This window comes from Sulfitobacter aquimarinus, assembly GCF_040149565.1.
Taxonomy (GTDB): domain Bacteria; phylum Pseudomonadota; class Alphaproteobacteria; order Rhodobacterales; family Rhodobacteraceae; genus Sulfitobacter; species Sulfitobacter aquimarinus.
On the sequence record NZ_JBEFLO010000017.1, the window covers coordinates 17,539 to 33,916 of the forward strand.

The 16,378-nt window shown below is 59.6% G+C and carries 16 protein-coding genes; 12 read left to right on the top strand and 4 right to left on the bottom strand.

Annotation, left to right across the window (positions count from 1 at the left end; all coding sequences use genetic code 11):
• Window positions 1–10: 10 nt before the first annotated feature.
• The 12 genes from ABMC88_RS18150 (at window position 11) to ABMC88_RS18205 (ending at window position 13,072) form a co-directional block, all read left to right on the top strand.
• Window positions 11–1,003: an NAD(P)H-dependent flavin oxidoreductase gene (locus tag ABMC88_RS18150; RefSeq protein ID WP_349578302.1), complete on the top strand. Its 993-nt coding sequence runs from the start codon at window positions 11–13 to the stop codon at window positions 1,001–1,003.
• A 105-nt stretch (window positions 1,004–1,108) separates the two neighbouring features.
• Complete coding sequence (locus ABMC88_RS18155; protein WP_349578303.1) at window positions 1,109–1,759, top strand: histidine phosphatase family protein; 651 nt, start codon at window positions 1,109–1,111, stop codon at window positions 1,757–1,759.
• Between the two features lie 10 nt (window positions 1,760–1,769).
• Window positions 1,770–2,798 (top strand): phosphotransferase family protein, encoded by a 1,029-nt coding sequence (locus tag ABMC88_RS18160; RefSeq protein ID WP_349578304.1) that lies wholly within the window; start codon window positions 1,770–1,772, stop codon window positions 2,796–2,798.
• Between the two features lie 2 nt (window positions 2,799–2,800).
• A complete protein-coding gene (locus ABMC88_RS18165) occupies window positions 2,801–3,607 on the top strand; it encodes an IclR family transcriptional regulator (protein WP_349578305.1) in 807 nt (268 codons plus the stop codon).
• Window positions 3,608–4,011: 404 nt separating this feature from the next.
• Window positions 4,012–5,256 (top strand): branched-chain amino acid ABC transporter substrate-binding protein, encoded by a 1,245-nt coding sequence (locus ABMC88_RS18170; RefSeq protein WP_349578306.1) that lies wholly within the window; start codon window positions 4,012–4,014, stop codon window positions 5,254–5,256.
• 81 nt (window positions 5,257–5,337) lie between these two features.
• Window positions 5,338–6,294 (top strand): branched-chain amino acid ABC transporter permease, encoded by a 957-nt coding sequence (locus ABMC88_RS18175; protein ID WP_349578307.1) that lies wholly within the window; start codon window positions 5,338–5,340, stop codon window positions 6,292–6,294.
• Window positions 6,291–7,586 carry a branched-chain amino acid ABC transporter permease gene (locus ABMC88_RS18180; RefSeq protein ID WP_349578308.1) on the top strand — a complete coding sequence of 432 codons (1,296 nt, stop codon included), beginning with the start codon at window positions 6,291–6,293 and terminating at the stop codon, window positions 7,584–7,586. Before ABMC88_RS18175 ends, ABMC88_RS18180 begins: the two co-directional genes overlap by 4 nt.
• Complete coding sequence (locus ABMC88_RS18185) at window positions 7,583–8,344, top strand: ABC transporter ATP-binding protein (RefSeq protein WP_349578309.1); 762 nt, start codon at window positions 7,583–7,585, stop codon at window positions 8,342–8,344. Before ABMC88_RS18180 ends, ABMC88_RS18185 begins: the two co-directional genes overlap by 4 nt.
• Before the next feature lie 14 nt (window positions 8,345–8,358).
• The gene (locus ABMC88_RS18190) at window positions 8,359–9,042 is read left to right on the top strand and encodes an ABC transporter ATP-binding protein (RefSeq protein WP_349578331.1); all 684 of its coding nucleotides are present in this window, start codon (window positions 8,359–8,361) and stop codon (window positions 9,040–9,042) included.
• Entirely contained in the window at window positions 9,042–10,247 is a 1,206-nt protein-coding gene (locus tag ABMC88_RS18195; RefSeq protein ID WP_349578310.1) for a serine hydrolase domain-containing protein, read from the top strand. Before ABMC88_RS18190 ends, ABMC88_RS18195 begins: the two co-directional genes overlap by 1 nt.
• On the top strand, window positions 10,244–12,196 hold the full coding sequence (locus tag ABMC88_RS18200) for an acetoacetate--CoA ligase (protein ID WP_349578311.1): 1,953 nt from the start codon (window positions 10,244–10,246) through the stop codon (window positions 12,194–12,196). The genes ABMC88_RS18195 and ABMC88_RS18200 overlap by 4 nt, the downstream gene beginning before the upstream one ends.
• Window positions 12,197–12,205: 9 nt before the next feature.
• On the top strand, window positions 12,206–13,072 hold the full coding sequence (locus ABMC88_RS18205; protein ID WP_349578312.1) for an acyl-CoA thioesterase: 867 nt from the start codon (window positions 12,206–12,208) through the stop codon (window positions 13,070–13,072).
• Between the two features lie 63 nt (window positions 13,073–13,135).
• Here the strand turns inward: ABMC88_RS18205 and ABMC88_RS18210 are convergent, their stop codons facing one another.
• The 4 genes from ABMC88_RS18210 to ABMC88_RS18225 are packed head-to-tail and all read right to left on the bottom strand — an operon-like array spanning window position 13,136 to window position 16,347.
• Window positions 13,136–13,507, bottom strand: coding sequence for a VOC family protein (locus tag ABMC88_RS18210; RefSeq protein ID WP_349578313.1), 372 nt, complete (start codon window positions 13,505–13,507; stop codon window positions 13,136–13,138).
• Window positions 13,508–13,516: 9 nt separating this feature from the next.
• A complete protein-coding gene (locus tag ABMC88_RS18215; protein WP_349578314.1) occupies window positions 13,517–14,290 on the bottom strand; it encodes an SDR family oxidoreductase in 774 nt (257 codons plus the stop codon).
• A 3-nt stretch (window positions 14,291–14,293) separates the two neighbouring features.
• A complete protein-coding gene (locus tag ABMC88_RS18220) occupies window positions 14,294–15,064 on the bottom strand; it encodes an SDR family NAD(P)-dependent oxidoreductase (RefSeq protein WP_349578315.1) in 771 nt (256 codons plus the stop codon).
• A complete protein-coding gene (locus ABMC88_RS18225; RefSeq protein ID WP_439655624.1) occupies window positions 15,061–16,347 on the bottom strand; it encodes an acyl-CoA dehydrogenase family protein in 1,287 nt (428 codons plus the stop codon). The genes ABMC88_RS18220 and ABMC88_RS18225 overlap by 4 nt, the downstream gene beginning before the upstream one ends.
• Between the last annotated feature and the right edge of the window lie 31 nt (window positions 16,348–16,378).

Genomic DNA, 16,378 nt, shown 5'->3' on the forward strand with positions numbered 1-16,378 from the left:
AGGCGCCACCATGGCCCGCGACGATTCCCACCTGCCCAAGGCTCTGCAAGGTCTGCGCATCCCGCTGATTGCCTCGCCTCTGTTTATCATTTCGGTGCCGAAACTTGTCATCGCCCAATGCAAGGCGGGCATCATCGGCTCGTTTCCCGCGCTGAACGCCCGCGAAGGCGAAGGCGAACATCCGCTTCTCGACACATGGTTGACCGAGATCAAGGAAGAGCTGGACCGCCACAACCAGGCCAACCCCGACACGCCTGCTGCGCCCTATGCGGTTAACCAGATCGTGCACCGCTCCAACACCCGCCTAGACCGCGATCTGGAGATTTGTGTGAAGCACGAAGTCCCCGTCTGGATCACGTCGCTCGGCGCACGTGTAGAAGTGAACGAGGCCGCGCACAGCTGCGGAGGCATCGTCCTGCACGACATCATCAACAACAAATTCGCGAAAAAAGCCGTTGAAAAAGGCGCAGACGGCCTCGTCGCGGTGGCGGCAGGGGCTGGCGGCCACGCAGGCCAGCAATCGCCCTTTGCCCTCGTCCGCGAAATCCGCGAATGGTACGATGGCCCCGTCGCTTTGTCGGGCTCGATCGCAACGGGCGAAAGCCTGCTGGGCGCACGGGCTATGGGCGCAGACCTCGGCTATACAGGCTCCCCGTTTATCGCCACGGACGAGGCGAACGCCGACCAAGCCTACAAGGACATGATCGTAGATTCAGGCGCCGAAGACATCGTCTATTCGTCCCTCTTCACAGGGGTTTGGGGCAACTACCTCAAAGGTTCGGTCGAGGCCGCAGGCATGGACCCCGACAACCTCCCCACTGCCGACGCGTCCTCAATGAACTTCGGCGGGGACCGCGAAAAACCCAAAGCGTGGAAAACCATCTGGGGGTCGGGCCAAGGCATCGGCGCCATTAAATCCGTTGGCCCCGCCGCCCGCATCATCGACCGCATGGCAGACGAATACGCCGCCGCCGGCAAAAAGCTCGCGGCAGAGTTCTCGTGATGCGCAAAGGCCCGAGAAAAAGGCGCACCGCCGCCTTCTTTATTTTGCCCTTAAACTCAATCCCGTCCGCGCAGCCCGCGCCACGCCAGACAGGATGCGCCACCAATGGCTGAGCTTTTGGTCCTGCGTCACGGTCAAGCGTCCTTTGGGGCAGACAACTATGACGTGCTGTCCGATCTGGGGCGCGCCCAGGCGCGGGCCGCGGGCGCGTGGCTGCGGCAGATGGAGTGGACGCCCGACCGCGTCATCACAGGCACGCTCAACCGGCAAATCGATACCGCGTCCGAGATGGGGTTCGCCCCCGCGCCTGAAACCCACGCGGGCCTGAACGAATACGACTTTGCCAACCTGCTTGAGGCGCGGTTCAAAGATGCGGCACCCGAACTTGCCACAGGCGACCGCCGCCAGCATTTCCGCGTTCTGCGCGAAACCGTTTTTGCATGGCAACGCGGCGAGATCGAAAACCCTGCCGAAACTTGGGACGCCTTCACCGCCCGCGTCGAAGCCGCCCGTGCCTTCGCCACAGATACCGATGCCAAACGCGTGCTGATCGTCAGCTCGGGCGGTGTGATCGGCCAGATGACTGCGGCCTCCCTCCACGCGCCGGCCGCGCATATGATGAACCTTAACCTCCAGATCAAAAATGCGGCCATGACGCGCTTTGTGTTTTCAGGTAGCTTGTTTTCGTTGAACGAATTCAATGCCACCCCCCACTACGCGACGCCCCAAGGGGCCGCTTTGATGAGCTATAGCTAGGAAGACTGCCATGACGGATACACAGACCCTCGATGAAGCAGCGGTGCAGGCCTATTTGTCCCGGCATCTGGCGGGCTTTGAAGGCCCGATGGAAGTGACCAAATTTCAGGGCGGTCAGTCGAACCCGACGTTCCAGCTCAAAACGCCGTCGCATTCCTATGTGCTGCGCCGCAAGCCGCCCGGTGTGCTTCTCAAATCCGCCCATGCGGTGGATCGCGAGTTCCGCGTACAAAGCGCGCTGCAAGGCACGGATGTTCCTGTTTCGAAGATGCACCTGCTGTGTGAGGATGACGATGTCATCGGCTCCATGTTCTATATCATGGACCACGTGCAGGGGCGCAATTTTAACGAACCCGAAATGCCCGATGTCGCCAAAGCCGACCGCACGGCGATCATCGCGGAGATGAACAAGGTGCTGGCCGCGCTGCACAGCGTGGACATCGACAGTGTCGGGCTGGCCGACTACGGCCCCGAAGGGAATTACTTCGAACGACAGGTAGGGCGTTGGTCCAAGCAATACCGCGCCTCCGAGACAACGAAGATACCCGCGATGGACCGTTTGATGGACGCGCTCAAGGCCGAGCAACCCGACGACGATGGCCAGCGCACGCTGGTGCACGGGGACTACCGCATTGACAACATGATTTTTCACAGCACGGGCACCGATTGTCTGGCTGTTCTGGATTGGGAGCTGTCGACCATCGGGCATCCTTTTGCCGATCTGGCCGCCGTCATCATGCAGTGGCAACTGCCCGCTGGAACCGAAGGGCGCGGCATGGGCGGATTGGATCGCGCCGCGTTGGGCCTGCCAAGCGACCGCGCCTTTATCGAATCCTATTGCGAACGGCGCGGCCTTGGGCAGATTGATAACTTCGGTTATTATCTGGGCTTTACCTTCTTCCGCATGGCGGCAATTATTCAGGGCGTGCTGAAACGGGCGCTGGACGGGAACGCCTCTAACCCCGAGCGGGCGATGAAGGTCGGCGCGTTCGTTCCTGTATTTGCGCAACACGGGCTTGATGCACTTAAACAAGGTTGATCATGGAAGACTTCGATACGGATCCAGAAAGCAAAGACCGCAACTTTGTCACCGCGCTGGCGCGGGGGCTAGAGATTTTGCGTTGCTTCCGCCGTGATGATCTGACCCTGACCAACAGCGATTTTTCCGAACGCACGGGCCTGCCCAAGGCGACGATTTCGCGGCTGACTCACACGTTGTGCGCACTGGATTATCTGGTGGCCGACAGCCGCGTCGGCACCTATCGCCTCAGCGCGGGTGTGCTGCGCCTTGGTTTGGCGCGGCTGGCGGCGATCGACATCCGCGACCGCGCCAAACACGAGATGAATTTGCTGCGTGTCGGTGGCCCCAACCCCTTTGTCAGTTGCGCTCTTGGCGAACAGCACAGGACCGAAGTTATCTACCTTGCCACCGAAAACTCGACCGAGCAGATCGCGCTGGTCATGGGGGTTGGATCGCGGATGCCGCTGTTTCATTCCGCCATTGGCAAGGCGATCCTTGCCGTGACGCCCGAAGAACGCTGCGAACAGATTTTCGGCTTTGCCCGCGACGAGGGGGCGCAGGTCGAAGATGAGGCGCGCACCGCGTACAAAGACGCGTTGGCGGAATACAAGGCGAACGGGTTTTGCTCAGGCTACGGACAGTGGCGCACGGACGTGAACGGCATCGCCGTGCCCGTGCAATCGCTGAACGACGGGCGGGTTTATGGGTTGAACGTGGGCGGCCCTGCTTTTCGGGTAAAGCGCAAGCAGCTGGAAAGCGTCTATGCCGACCGCTTGATGAAGGTCGCGGATGCGCTGAGCTTGCGGCACGAACAGGCCTCCGCCTAGAATCGCGGCGCCTGTGATTAATTAGCGGGCGCTTGTTCCGCTCAGCGGAATTCGGCGGTGTCCCGATGGCTGGGGGCGGATGCTAAAGCCGGCAGCATTTCTTCACATTTTGACCGCGGAACATAACGGATCAAAGCTGTTCCGCTGTGCGGCTATCAGGCTTTTCGGCTCTATTTGACGTTCATAATCTAATATATATTACAACAAGTTAGGTGACTTCCGCGCGAGCCTTGTTTCAAGAGTTCAGCGGAACTCTGCAAGGTTCCCTTACGTCATTGCGCAAAAAACCCGACACGGTTTCCGTTTACAGTGCTTGACTTACAGGGAGGGTGTGTAAGTCTGCTTGCACGGCCCTTTTTGATAATGATCGCAAAACAGCGACGGGCCACCTAGGGAGGAACAACATGAAGAATATTACAAAAATCGGTGCGGTCTCTGCGCTGTCACTTGTCATCGGCGCAAGCGCCGCATTTGCTGAAAACATCAAGATCGCATTCATTGATCCGCTGTCTGGCCCCTTCGCCAGCACAGGCACCAACGGCCTGCACCAGTTTCAATTTGCCGCCGACTATATGATCAACCAGAAGGGCGGCGTTCTGGGCGGGACCGAGTTCGAAGTTCTGGGTTTCGACAACAAGATCAGCCCCAAAGAATCTCTCATCCAGCTTCAGGTCGCTATCGACCAGGGCGTGCGCTACATCGTTCAGGGTAACTCCTCGGGCGTTGCAAACGCGCTGACCGAAGCGGTGGACAAGCATAACCGCCGCAACCCTGACAGCCGCGTGCTGTTCTTGAACTATGCGGCTGTTGATCCGGCGCTGACCAACGACAAATGCAACTTCTGGCACTTCCGCTTTGACGCGAACGCAGACATCAAGATGGATGCAATGACTGACGTGATGGCCGCAGATGAGGACCTGAAGAAGGTTTACATCATCGGTCAGGACTATTCGTTCGGTAAGGCGGTTTCCGCTGCCGCGAACAAGTTCCTGAGTGAAAAGCGCCCCGACATCGAGATCGTCGGCGACGAGCTGCACCCGATCGGTAAGGTAAAAGACTTCACGCCTTACTCACGCAAGATCGTTGCATCGGGCGCGCAGGCCGTCATCACAGGCAACTGGGGTGCGGACATGCTGGGCCTTGGTAAATCCATCGTCGAGAACGGCTATACCGGCCCGATCTATACCTACTATGCTGCGGGCTCCGGTATCACGGCGGCATTCGGCGAAAGCGGCAAAGGCGTGATCCGTCTGGTCAGCGAAGGTCAGATCAACCCGCCAGCCAGCGACGAAGCGGCGGCCTACTACAATGCGTTCAAGGAAAAGTATCCTGACGGCAACATTGACCAGTCGCGTATCTCCAACACCATCGGCATGTTGGCACAAGCCATCGAAGCGGCCGGTACTGCGGATGATGTGGTCAAAGTCGCCTATGAGCTGGAAGGCATGACCTATGACACCATCTGGGGCGGTCAGATCATGATGCGTGAAAACGATCACCAGGCGATCCAGGACATGCACATCAACGAGCATACAAACGAGGGTGTTACATTCCCCTACGATGGCTCTGAGTACGGTGTTGTTTCCATCGCGAAGGTCGAGATGGCCTCGGCCGACTCTGCGTCAACCTGTGAGATGAAGCGCCCTTAAGCGGCACGACATCCTGCCCGTTCCCCTCTCTTGGGGAACGGGTAACTTTACCTTTGCACCAAAACTCTACCGGAGGGGCCAATGGACCTCATTCTCGTCAATCTGATCGACGGGCTCGTGACAGGACTGCTGCTGTTTATGCTGTCCGCCGGCCTAACCCTTATTTTCTCGATGATGGGCGTTCTCAACTTCGCCCATGCCAGCTTTTACATGCTTGGCGCATATTTCGCCTATTCCATCAGCATCGCGCTGGGATTCTGGATGGGGTTGCTGATTGCGCCCTTGATCGTCGGCGTGGCAGGTGCCGCAGTAGAGCGGTACGGCCTGCGGCGTGTTCACCAATACGGTCACGTGCCCGAGCTGATCTTTACCTTCGGGCTTGCTTTGCTGATCGAAGAGTTGGTGCAATTCATCTGGGGCAAGAACCAGATGCCTTATGACGTGCCGGATATTCTGAATTTCACGGCCTTTGCCATCTCTGGCAACTCGATCCCCGCGTACAAAATCTTTATGATTTTCATCTCTGTGGGTATCTTCATCGGTCTTCTCTACGTCCTGACGAAAACCCGCGTTGGCATGATCATTCAGGCCGCGCTCAGCTATCCGCGCACGGTTGAGGCATTGGGCCACAACGTGCCGCTCATCTTTATGGGTGTGTTCGGGGTTGGTACGGCGCTGGCGGGTGTTGCAGGTGTGATCGCGGGGCCGGTGCTGGGCACCTTCCCGGGCATGGCCTTTGTGCTAGGGTCGATCGTGTTTGTGACCATCGTGATTGGCGGGCTTGGCTCGCTTTGGGGGGCGCTTGTTGCGTCGCTGTTGATCGGGTGGATCACGACCTTTGCCAAATCCTATAATATCGAAATGGAAGGCATCCTGAATGCCATCGGCATCGCCACGCCCGAGAACATGGACGACAATATGTTCCGTGATTTCTGGAGCCTGACCTCGCCGCAGATTGCCGACATTCTCCCCTACATCCTGATGGTGCTGATCCTGATCTTCCGCCCCGCAGGTCTTTTCGGAAAGCGCACCCAATGAACGAGCAGCTTAAAACCGACCCGACAAAGCCTGCGCAGCGGATGCGTGCCGGCTCTATGACGATCACGCTTGCGCCGTGGATTATTGCCAGTATCGCCATGCTGCTGCTGCCGATGATCTTTACCAATAACTCGGCGCTGACGATCATGAACCAGATGTCGATCACGATCATCTTTGCGCTGGCCTATAACATGCTGCTGGGGCAGGGGGGCATGCTGTCCTTTGGCCATGCTGTTTATGCGGGTGTGGGCGGGTTCTTCTGTATGCACCTGATGAACATGTCCGATTTCTTCGCGACCATCCCGCTGCCGATCCTTCCGCTGTTTGGTGGTCTGTTCGGCATGGGTCTGGCGCTGATTGTCGGTGCCTTCTCGACCCGCTCTGCGGGGACCGTCTTTGCGATGATCTCGCTCGGTGTGGGTGAGTTGATCGCTGCCAGCTCTGTTATCGTCGTTGCCTTTTTCGGTGGCGAAGAAGGGATTTCGGGCGACCGTACCTATGCGCAGCCGTTCTTCGGGGTCGAGTTCTTGCAGCAGATCGAAGTCTACTACCTCACGGCTGCATGGGTCATCATCTCCGCCGCTCTCATGTACGCATGGAGCCGCACACCCGTGGGCCGCATGGCAAACGCCGTGCGCGACAACCCGGAGCGGGCCGAATTCCTTGGCTACTCCGCGCGCTGGGTTCGCTTCTATAGCTTTGTGGCGTCTGGCTTTTTTGCTGGTGTGTCTGGCGGGCTTTTCGCCATCAACTACGAAATCCTGACCGAGGAAAACCTCAACGCGGCATCCTCCGGCATCATCCTTCTGGTGACGTTCCTGGGCGGCGTGGGCTTCTTCTTCGGGCCGATCATCGGGGCGGTTGTCTTCACGCTGGTGCAAACCGTGCTGAGCCTCCAGACAGAGCTTTGGGCCTTTTACGCAGGTTCGCTATTTGTGGCGACGGTCATGTTCTTCCCCGGCGGTTTGGCGGGGCTGATTATGATGCACGTGCCCGCGATCAAGCTGGGTAAATGGAAGATGCTGATTGTGCCTTACATCAAAACGCTGATTCCTGCGGCCATCGGCATCCTTGGGCTGTGTGCCTTGATCGAGATGACGTTCCACTTCCGTCACGGTGCGACAGGCGACAACGAGATGACGCTGTTCTGGACCACCTTTGACAGTCACACGATCCTGCCGTGGATCATCGCGGCAGCCGTCGCAATCGTCGGCATCGGCATCGCAAAAGTAACCGCCCCCGCGCTGAAAGACGCATGGGACGAGGCGAACACAATGGGAGGCACATCATGAGCACACCTGCACTCGAACTCACCGGCCTCAAGAAAAGTTTCGGCAAAGCCGAGATTATTCGCGGCATCGACCTGAGCATCGGCAAGGCCGAGCGGCACGCGATCATCGGCCCCAACGGGGCGGGTAAATCCACGCTGTTCAACCTGATCACCGCACGCTTTCCCGCCACGGCGGGGACGGTGAAGCTGCACGGCGAAAACCTCGCGGGGCTGGAGCCGTTCCAGATCAACCGCAAGGGGCTCAGCCGCTCGTTCCAGATCACCAACATCTTCCCGAAGATGAGCGTGTTTGAAAATGTCCGCTGTGCGCTGCTGTGGGCGCAGGGGTATAAATACAGCTTCTGGAATATGGTCAGCCGCCAACGCGCCCTGACCGAGGGCGCCGATGCGATCCTTGACCAGATCAACCTGCTGGCCCGTCGCGATCTGCCCGCAGGTATGCTCAGCTACGCGGAGCAACGCGCGCTTGAGATCGGGATCACCATCGCGGGCGGTGCCGATGTCATCATGCTCGACGAGCCGACAGCGGGGATGAGCCACTCGGAGACCGACTATATCACCGACCTGATCATGAAGGTGACCGAGGGCAAGACCCTCATTATGGTCGAGCATGACATGGGCGTGGTGTTCGGTCTGGCCGACCGGATCAGCGTGCTGGTCTACGGTGAGATTATCGCGACCAACACACCAGAGCTGGTGCGCGCCGATCCGAAAGTACAAGAAGCCTATCTGGGTGCTGCATTGGAGGCAGAACATTGATCGAAGTCACCGACATGCACGCCTATTACGGCAAATCCCACATTCTTCAGGGCGTCACCCTGAACGTCCAAGAGGGCGAGATCGTCGCCCTTTTGGGCCGCAACGGTGTGGGCCGTTCCACCACTTGCAAGGCCATCATGGGCGAAGTCGCCCCGCATGGCTCGGTCAAGTTTCGGGGTCAGGAGATCGCGGGCAAGAAAGCTTATGAGATCGCCAATATGGGTCTGGGATATGTGCCCGAGAACCGCGACATCTTCCCGGGTTTGACGACACGGCAAAACCTGACGCTGGGCCTCAAGCCCGGTCAAAAGGATGGCGCGGGCCGTTGGTCGATGCAGATGATGTTCGATATGTTCGAGAACCTCGACCGCCGCGCCGATGTCGAGGCGAGCGTGCTGTCAGGCGGCGAGCAACAGATGCTCACCATGTGCCGCACGCTGATGGGCGATCCCGACTTTGTCATGATCGACGAGCCGACCGAAGGCCTGTCCCCGCAGATGGTGCAAAAGGTCGCCGAGGTTCTGAAAGCCATCGCCGAGAAAGGGATTTCCACTCTTCTGGTCGAGCAAAAGCTGAGCATCGCGATGGACATCGCCGACCGCGTCTATGTCATGGGCCACGGGCAGGTTGTATTCGAAGGCACACCGGCCGAGCTGAAAGCGCGTGATGACGTCCGCAAGGAGTGGCTGGAGGTCTGATGTCGTCCTTTGACACCGCCCGCCTGAGCCGCATCGGCGACTGGATGCAAACCTACATCGATGCCCGCCGCTTTGCGGGGGCATCGGTTTTGGTACAACAAGGCGGGGCCGAGGTTTATTTCGACAGCCGTGGCCACCGCGATGTGGCCCGCGACAAACCGTGGGAACGCGACACGGTTGCGCGCATTTATTCGATGACCAAACCCATCACCTCGGTCGCGATCATGATGTTGGCCGAGCGTGGCTTGTTCCACCTTGATGCGCCCGTCTCCGACTTTATCCCCGCCTTTGCGGAGATGTGCTGCCTTGTGGAGGGTGCCACCCGCATCGACCAGACAGAGCCTTGCGCGGTGCCGACCCTGCACCAACTTTTGACCCATACGTCGGGCCTTAGCTACCCGTTCAACCCCGGCATTCTGGGCGAGGCGATGACCGAGCAAAAGATCGAATTCCGCGGCAACACCGAGACGCTGGCCCAGGTCTGCGACCGCGCCGCCGCCCTGCCGCTGGCGTTTCATCCGGGCAGCCGTTGGGAATACTCCATCGCCATCGACATCCTTGGTCGCGTGGTCGAGGTCGTTTCGGGCAAATCGCTTGAGCAGTTTTTCATCGACGAAATATTTGACCCGCTTGGCATGGACGAGACGCGCTTTATCGTGCCGCCCCACACGGCGGACCGCTTCGCCGCCTGCTACACGCCGCTTGCGGGCAATGCGTTTTCCGTCGGCAAGGTCGAGACAGCCGCCGACACCCTGCGCGTGATTGACGACGCAAAAGGCTCTGCCTTTGACGATGTGACCTGCTATTCCGGCGGTGGCGGTCTTGTCGGGACCATCGACGATTATGCCAAGTTTCTTGAGATGATCCGCACGGGCGGCGCTGGTTTGATCGGTCCCAAAACGCTCGACTTTATGATGCGCAACCATTTGGGCGGTGACATCGCCTCGATGGGGCCGCGCAGCTTTGCCGAACAACCGATGGAGGGGATGGGCTTTGGCCTTGGCGGCGCTGTCTTGCTGGATCCGGGCCGTGCGCGGGCCGCGGGCAGTGTGGGTGATTTCAGCTGGGGCGGCATGGCCTCTACCTTCTTCTGGCTCGACCCCGTGCATGATCTGTCGGTGATTTTCTTCACCCAACTCATCCCGTCCAGCACCTATCCCGCGCGGCCACAGCTCAAAGCGTTGATCCACGGTGCCCTGACATGAGCCATGTTCTATGGACCCCCACACCCGAGCGGGCCGAGGCCTCGACCATCGCCGCGTTCGAGCGTTTCGTGGCAGAGACCCGTGGCCTGACCTTTGACGACTACAACGCCATGTGGGAATGGAGCGTGTCCGATCTTGAGGCCTTCTGGTCCGCGATCTGGGACTTCTTCGACATCACCGCCAGCGTCCCGCCGAGTCGGATGTTGGCCGACGCCAGCATGCCGGGGGCGAAGTGGGGGCCGGACGCGATGCTCAACTACACGCAGAATATCCTGCGTAACGCTGACGGTCGCGAGGACGAGACAGCTGTGGTCAGCCTGTCGGAAACATCGGGCCGCCATGCGCTGACATGGGGGCAGTTGCGCGCGCAAGTCGCTTCGGTCGCCAGCCATCTGACGCGGATGGGCGTGGGGCAGGGCGACCGCGTTGTCGCCATCCTGCCCAATACCGAAGCCGCTCTGATCGCCTTCCTTGCCAGCGCCAGCATCGGTGCGGCATGGTCGCTTTGTGCCCCCGACATGGGCCATGTCGCCATCGTCGACAGGTTCCGCCAGATCGCGCCAAAGGTGCTGATCGCGCAAGACGGCTATGTTCACGCGGGCAAGACCATCGACCGCCGCGACGCATTGGCCGAGATCACATCGCAATTGCCCAGCCTCGTGCAATGCGTGACCTTGCCCGTGGTGGGTGATCTGCCCGCAGGCCATGTCACATGGGATAGCCTGTTGCACGACGATGTGCCGTTTGACCCCGTGCAAGTGCCCTTCGATCAACCGCTCTGGATCGTCTATTCCTCAGGCACCACGGGCAATCCGAAACCCATCGTGCATGGCCACGGCGGGATTGTGCTGGAGGCCGCCAAACAGTCCCTGCACCATGACATTACCAAAGCGGACAAGTTCTGCTGGCTGACGTCCTCGGGGTGGATCATGTGGAACGCGCAATGGATGGCGTTGGGGCAGGGGGCCTGCGTGTGCCTGTACGACGGCGCGCCAAACCATCCTGATATGCTGGCGCTTTGGCGTTTTGTGGCCGAGGAACAGATCACCTATTTCGGGGCAGGGGCCGCGTTCTTTGCAAGCTGCCTGAAGGAGGGGATCACCCCGCGCGACGATGTTGACCTGACCGCACTCCGCTCGCTTGGGGCGACGGGCTCTCCGCTCAGCGCGGATGCCTATGACTGGATTTACCGCGATGTGAAACAGGATGTCTGGCTTGCTCCGATCTCGGGCGGGACCGATCTGGCGGGCGCTTTCGTCTTGGGCCATCCTGCCATGTCGGTCATTGCGGGCGAAATGCAATGCCGCGCCCTTGGCACTGCCGTGCGCGCCTATGACCCTCATGGGGCTGAGCTGATCGGCGAGGTTGGAGAGCTGGTCTGCACCGCGCCAACGCCTGCGATGCCGCTTTATTTCTGGGGGGATGACGACGGCTCCCGCCTGTTCGAGAGCTATTACGACACCTACCCCGGTATCTGGCGCCACGGCGACTGGATCAGCATCGACGAGAAAGGCGCAAGCGTTATCTATGGCCGCTCTGACGCAACCATAAACCGCCGCGGCTTGCGCCTCGGCTCGGCCGAGATTTATCAGGCGGTCGAAGGACTCGAGGATGTTCTCGACAGCCTCGTTGTTGATCTGGAGTTTCTCGGGCGCGACAGCTTTATGCCGCTGTTCGTCGTCCCCGCCGCGGGCGTCCCCTTTGACGATGCGCTGAAGGACAAGATCAACGCGGCGATCCGCGCACAGGTCTCTGCCCGCTTCGTGCCCAACGAGATCGTCGAGATCGCCGAGGTCCCGCGCACCCTGTCTGGCAAAAAGCTCGAAGTGCCGGTCAAAAAACTCTTGCTGGGCGGCGACCCCAAGACCGTGGTAAACCGCGACAGCATGGCGAACCCCGCCAGCTTTGATTTCTTTACCGCCTATGCAAACGCACGGGCCAATGCCTGAGGCCCACCCATGAGCACCGTCGCCGATCAACTCCTAGAGCTTTTGAACATCGAACAACTGGAGGTCGACCTGTTTCGCGGCATCGGCGGGGGCGGAGAGACGACCACCCGCATCTTCGGCGGTCATGTCATCGCCCAGGCGTTGATGGCCGCTTACCGCACGGTGCCCGACAGGTTGTGCCACAGCCTGCATGCCTATTTCATCCGCCCGGGGGATCCGAAAATCCCCGTGATCTATCAGGTCGACCGCGCCCGCGACGGGGGCAGCTTTACCACCCGCCGCGTTGTCGCGATCCAGCACGGCAAACAAATCTTCAACCTTTCGGCGTCTTTCCACGTCGATGAGGAAGGATGGGACTACCAACACCCCATGCCCGACGTAGGCAGCCCCGAAGACTGGCCCAGCCGCGACGAGCTGCGCGCCGCCCATGCTGCGAAAGTGCCCGAAAAACACCGCTCGGATTTCCTGCGCGAACGCCCGATAGAATTGCGCGAGGTCGCCCCGCGTGACTTCTTCACCCCTGAAAAAGCCAGCGACGAAAACCACCTGTGGTTCCGCATGGAAGCCGCAAAAGGCCAAGGCCCGCAAATGCAGCACTGCCTGCTTGCCTATGCTTCCGATATGAATCTTCTGGGGTCGTCCCTGCGCCCGCACGGCCTGACTTGGTTCCAAGGCAACGTGATGAGCGCGAGCCTCGATCATGCCATGTGGTTTCACGGCCCGATCCAGTTCAGCGATTGGCACCTCTATGACCTTGACGCCCCGTGGACAGGAAAAGCCCGCGGCTTTAACCGCGGCTCCATCTACAGCGCGGACGGCACCCTTGTGGCCTCGGTCGCCCAAGAAGGCCTCGTACGCCCGCTGAAAGAGCGCTGATCTTTTTCTTTATTTTGCCCTTAAACTCAATCCCGCACCCTCAACGGGCGCGGGAGTCAGAGTTCATCCAAACATAAAGAAACAAAGTTTGTTCCCGTCAGGGTCGCGCACATATGAGCCATAGAAACGGTCAGGAATCCGCTGACCCGGAGGGCCCTCACAGGTGGCCCCCAGTTCTAGCGCACGGGCGTGCAGGCGATCCGCCTCATCCTTTTCCTCGATCGGAAAAGCAATCATCACGCCGTTGCCGGGCATCGGGTCGCCCTTGTCATAAGGTTCGCAAACCGCGAGCATCGGCTCGCCGCGTTTCGTGCCGATAAAGGCAATGCGCCCCGCGTCAATGACGATCTTCGCGCCCTTATCGGCAAACAGATCGCAATAAAACTTCTTTGCGCGCTCCATGTCCGAGACGCCGATGGTGGTATAACCGATCATTGGGTTCTCCTAACTGTCAAAGCTGCCAAAGCGACGGTTCAGCTTGCGCATCCCCCCGATCCAGCGGTCATAGTTGTCTGTCTTGTTGCGCATGTAGGTTTCGACCTCTTTATGCGGCAGCACCAGAAAGGTCTCGTCGCGGATGGTCTGAACACAGGCTTCGGCAACAGGTCCGGGTTCCATCATACCGTCGATGGCGGCCACGTGTTCTTCATGCCCGCGTGTCATCTCGGTACGCACGGCTTGCGGACACAGGACAGAAACCTTGATCCCCTGATCGCCATAGGTCAGCGCCAGCCACTCGGCCAAGCCGACAGCGGCGTGTTTCGTCACGCCATAAGGGGCCGATCCGATCTGGTTCAGCAAACCCGCCGCAGAAGAGGTGTTCAGCAGATAGCCGCCCCCCCGCTCCGACATCAACGGCACCAGATGACGTGCAGCCCAGACATGGGACATCACGTTGATCTCCCAAATCCGCTGCCAGTCGTCGTCTTCTACCTCGACCCCGCCCGCGACAGAGATCCCCGCGTTAGAGCAGAACAGATCAATCGGCCCGAGGTTGGCCTCGACGTCATCGATCATTGCGGTGATCTGGTCCTTGACCGACACATCCACGCGGTAGGCTTTGCCGCCCATCATCTTTGCGGTTTCCTCGGCGCCCGCGATGTCGCGGTCGACACAGGCGATATGCGCTGCACCTTCTTCGGCATAACGCAGGCACATGGCGCGCCCGATGCCAGAGGCGGCACCGGTCACGACGATTACTTTATCTTTAAGCTCCATCGCTTAGGACCACATGCTCGACCCGCCACAGACGGTAAGCGCCTGACCGGTCATGTATTTGCTGGCGTCCGAGCCAAGGAATACGGCAAGGCCCGCAAAGTCATCAGGCTCCCCCAGACGGCGCAGCGGGATACCTTTGGAGTATTTCTCCTCCACTCCCGGTTTGTCCCACAGCTCGCGGGCGAAGTCGGTTTTGATGAGGCCGGGGCAAATCGCGTTAAAGCGGATGCCTTGCGGCCCGAACTCCATCGCGAGGTTGCGCACAAGGCTGATCAGCGCCAGCTTGGACATGCCATACACCCCCAGCGTATCGGAGGGTTTGAACGCCCCGATGGACGAGGTGAACATCATCGAGCCTGTGCCCTTGGCCGCCATATCGGGGGCGACCATTTTCGCCAGCCACAGGTTGGACTGCACGTTCGCATTCATCGTGCGCTCGTAATCCTTGTCCGAGATGCCGGCGATTGGCCCGAAGTAGGGGTTCACGCCCGCGTTGCCCACGACGATGTCGATGGGGCCTGCGATCTCGTGGGTTTTGTCCACCAGCGCTTGCAGCGAATCCTTGTGCACGATGTTGGCGGCAACGCCATGGGCACGGGTCGCGCCCACAGCATCGTTGATCTCTTTCGCCGCCGCATCAAGGTCTTCTTGCGTGCGCGAGGAGATCACAACCGTGGCCCCCTGTGCGGCCAGACCTTTGGCCATTTCCAAACCCATCCCCTTTGAGGCACCGGTCAGCAGGGCAACTTTGCCCGTCAGGTCAAACATGCTCATACACCGCTCCTTGTGCGGCCGGTCGCGATCTCGTTGCGGGCGGCGTGGGTGCGGGAATTGCTTTCGGAATATTCCTTGACCTCGTTGCGGGCGATGACGTGGTGGTGGACTTCATCGGGGCCATCCGCATAACGCAGCGTGCGCTGTGCCGTGTACATGCCCGACAGCGGCGACCATTGCGAGATACCCGTGGCACCATGCACCTGCATGGCCTGGTCGATGATGTCGCAGACCTGCTCCGGCACTTTTGCCTTGATCATCGAGACCCAGATACGCGCCTCTTTGTTGCCCAGCACGTCCATTGCTTTGGCGGCTTTCAGCACCAGCAGACGCATGGCTTCGATCTCGATCTTCGCACGGGAGATCGTCTCCATATTTTTACCAAGGTTGATGATCTTCTTGCCAAACGCTTCGCGTGACAGGCCGCGCTCAATCATCAGGTCCAGCGCCTTTTCCGCCGCCCCGATCGAGCGCATGCAGTGGTGGATGCGGCCAGGCCCAAGGCGGACTTGGGAAATCTCGAAGCCTTTGCCTTCACCCCACAGGATGTTGGATTCCGGCACGCGCACATTGGTGAATTTGATGTGCATGTGACCGTGCGGCGCGTCGTCATGGCCGAAGACATGCATGGGGCCGACAATCTCGACGCCCGGTGTGTCGATGGGCACAAGGATCTGGCTCTGCTGGCGGAACGGTTCCGCATCGGGTGAGGTTTTGACCATCGTGATCATGATCTTGCAGCGTGGATCACCCGCGCCAGAGATATAGTATTTCTCGCCGTTGATCACCCATTCACCGTTTTCCAAAACAGCAGAGGTCGAGATGTTCTTGGCATCCGACGAGGCCATATCAGGCTCGGTCATGGCAAAGGCACTGCGAATCTCGCCGTTGAGCAGCGGCTTGAGCCATTTGTCTTTCTGCTCTTTCGTGCCGATGCGTTCCAACACCTCCATGTTGCCAGTGTCAGGCGCGTTACAGTTCAGCGTCTCGGAGGCGAGCGGGTTTTTCCCCAGCTCGGCAGCGATGTAGGCATAGTCAAGGTTGCTGAGACCTTCACCTGTTTCAGCGTTCGGCAAGAAGAAGTTCCAAAGACCCTGCTCGCGGGCCTTCTGCTTTGCTTCTTCCAGCAGCTCAAGCTGACCGGGTGCATAGGACCAACGATCCTCACGGCCTTCGCCAAGCGCAAAGAATTTGTCGGTCATCGGCTCAACGTTTTCGCGGATGTGTTTGATCACGGCGGCCAACAGCGGCTTGGCCTTTTCTGACATCGCCAGATTATTCATTTCCATTGGTGTATCGGACATTTCATGTCTC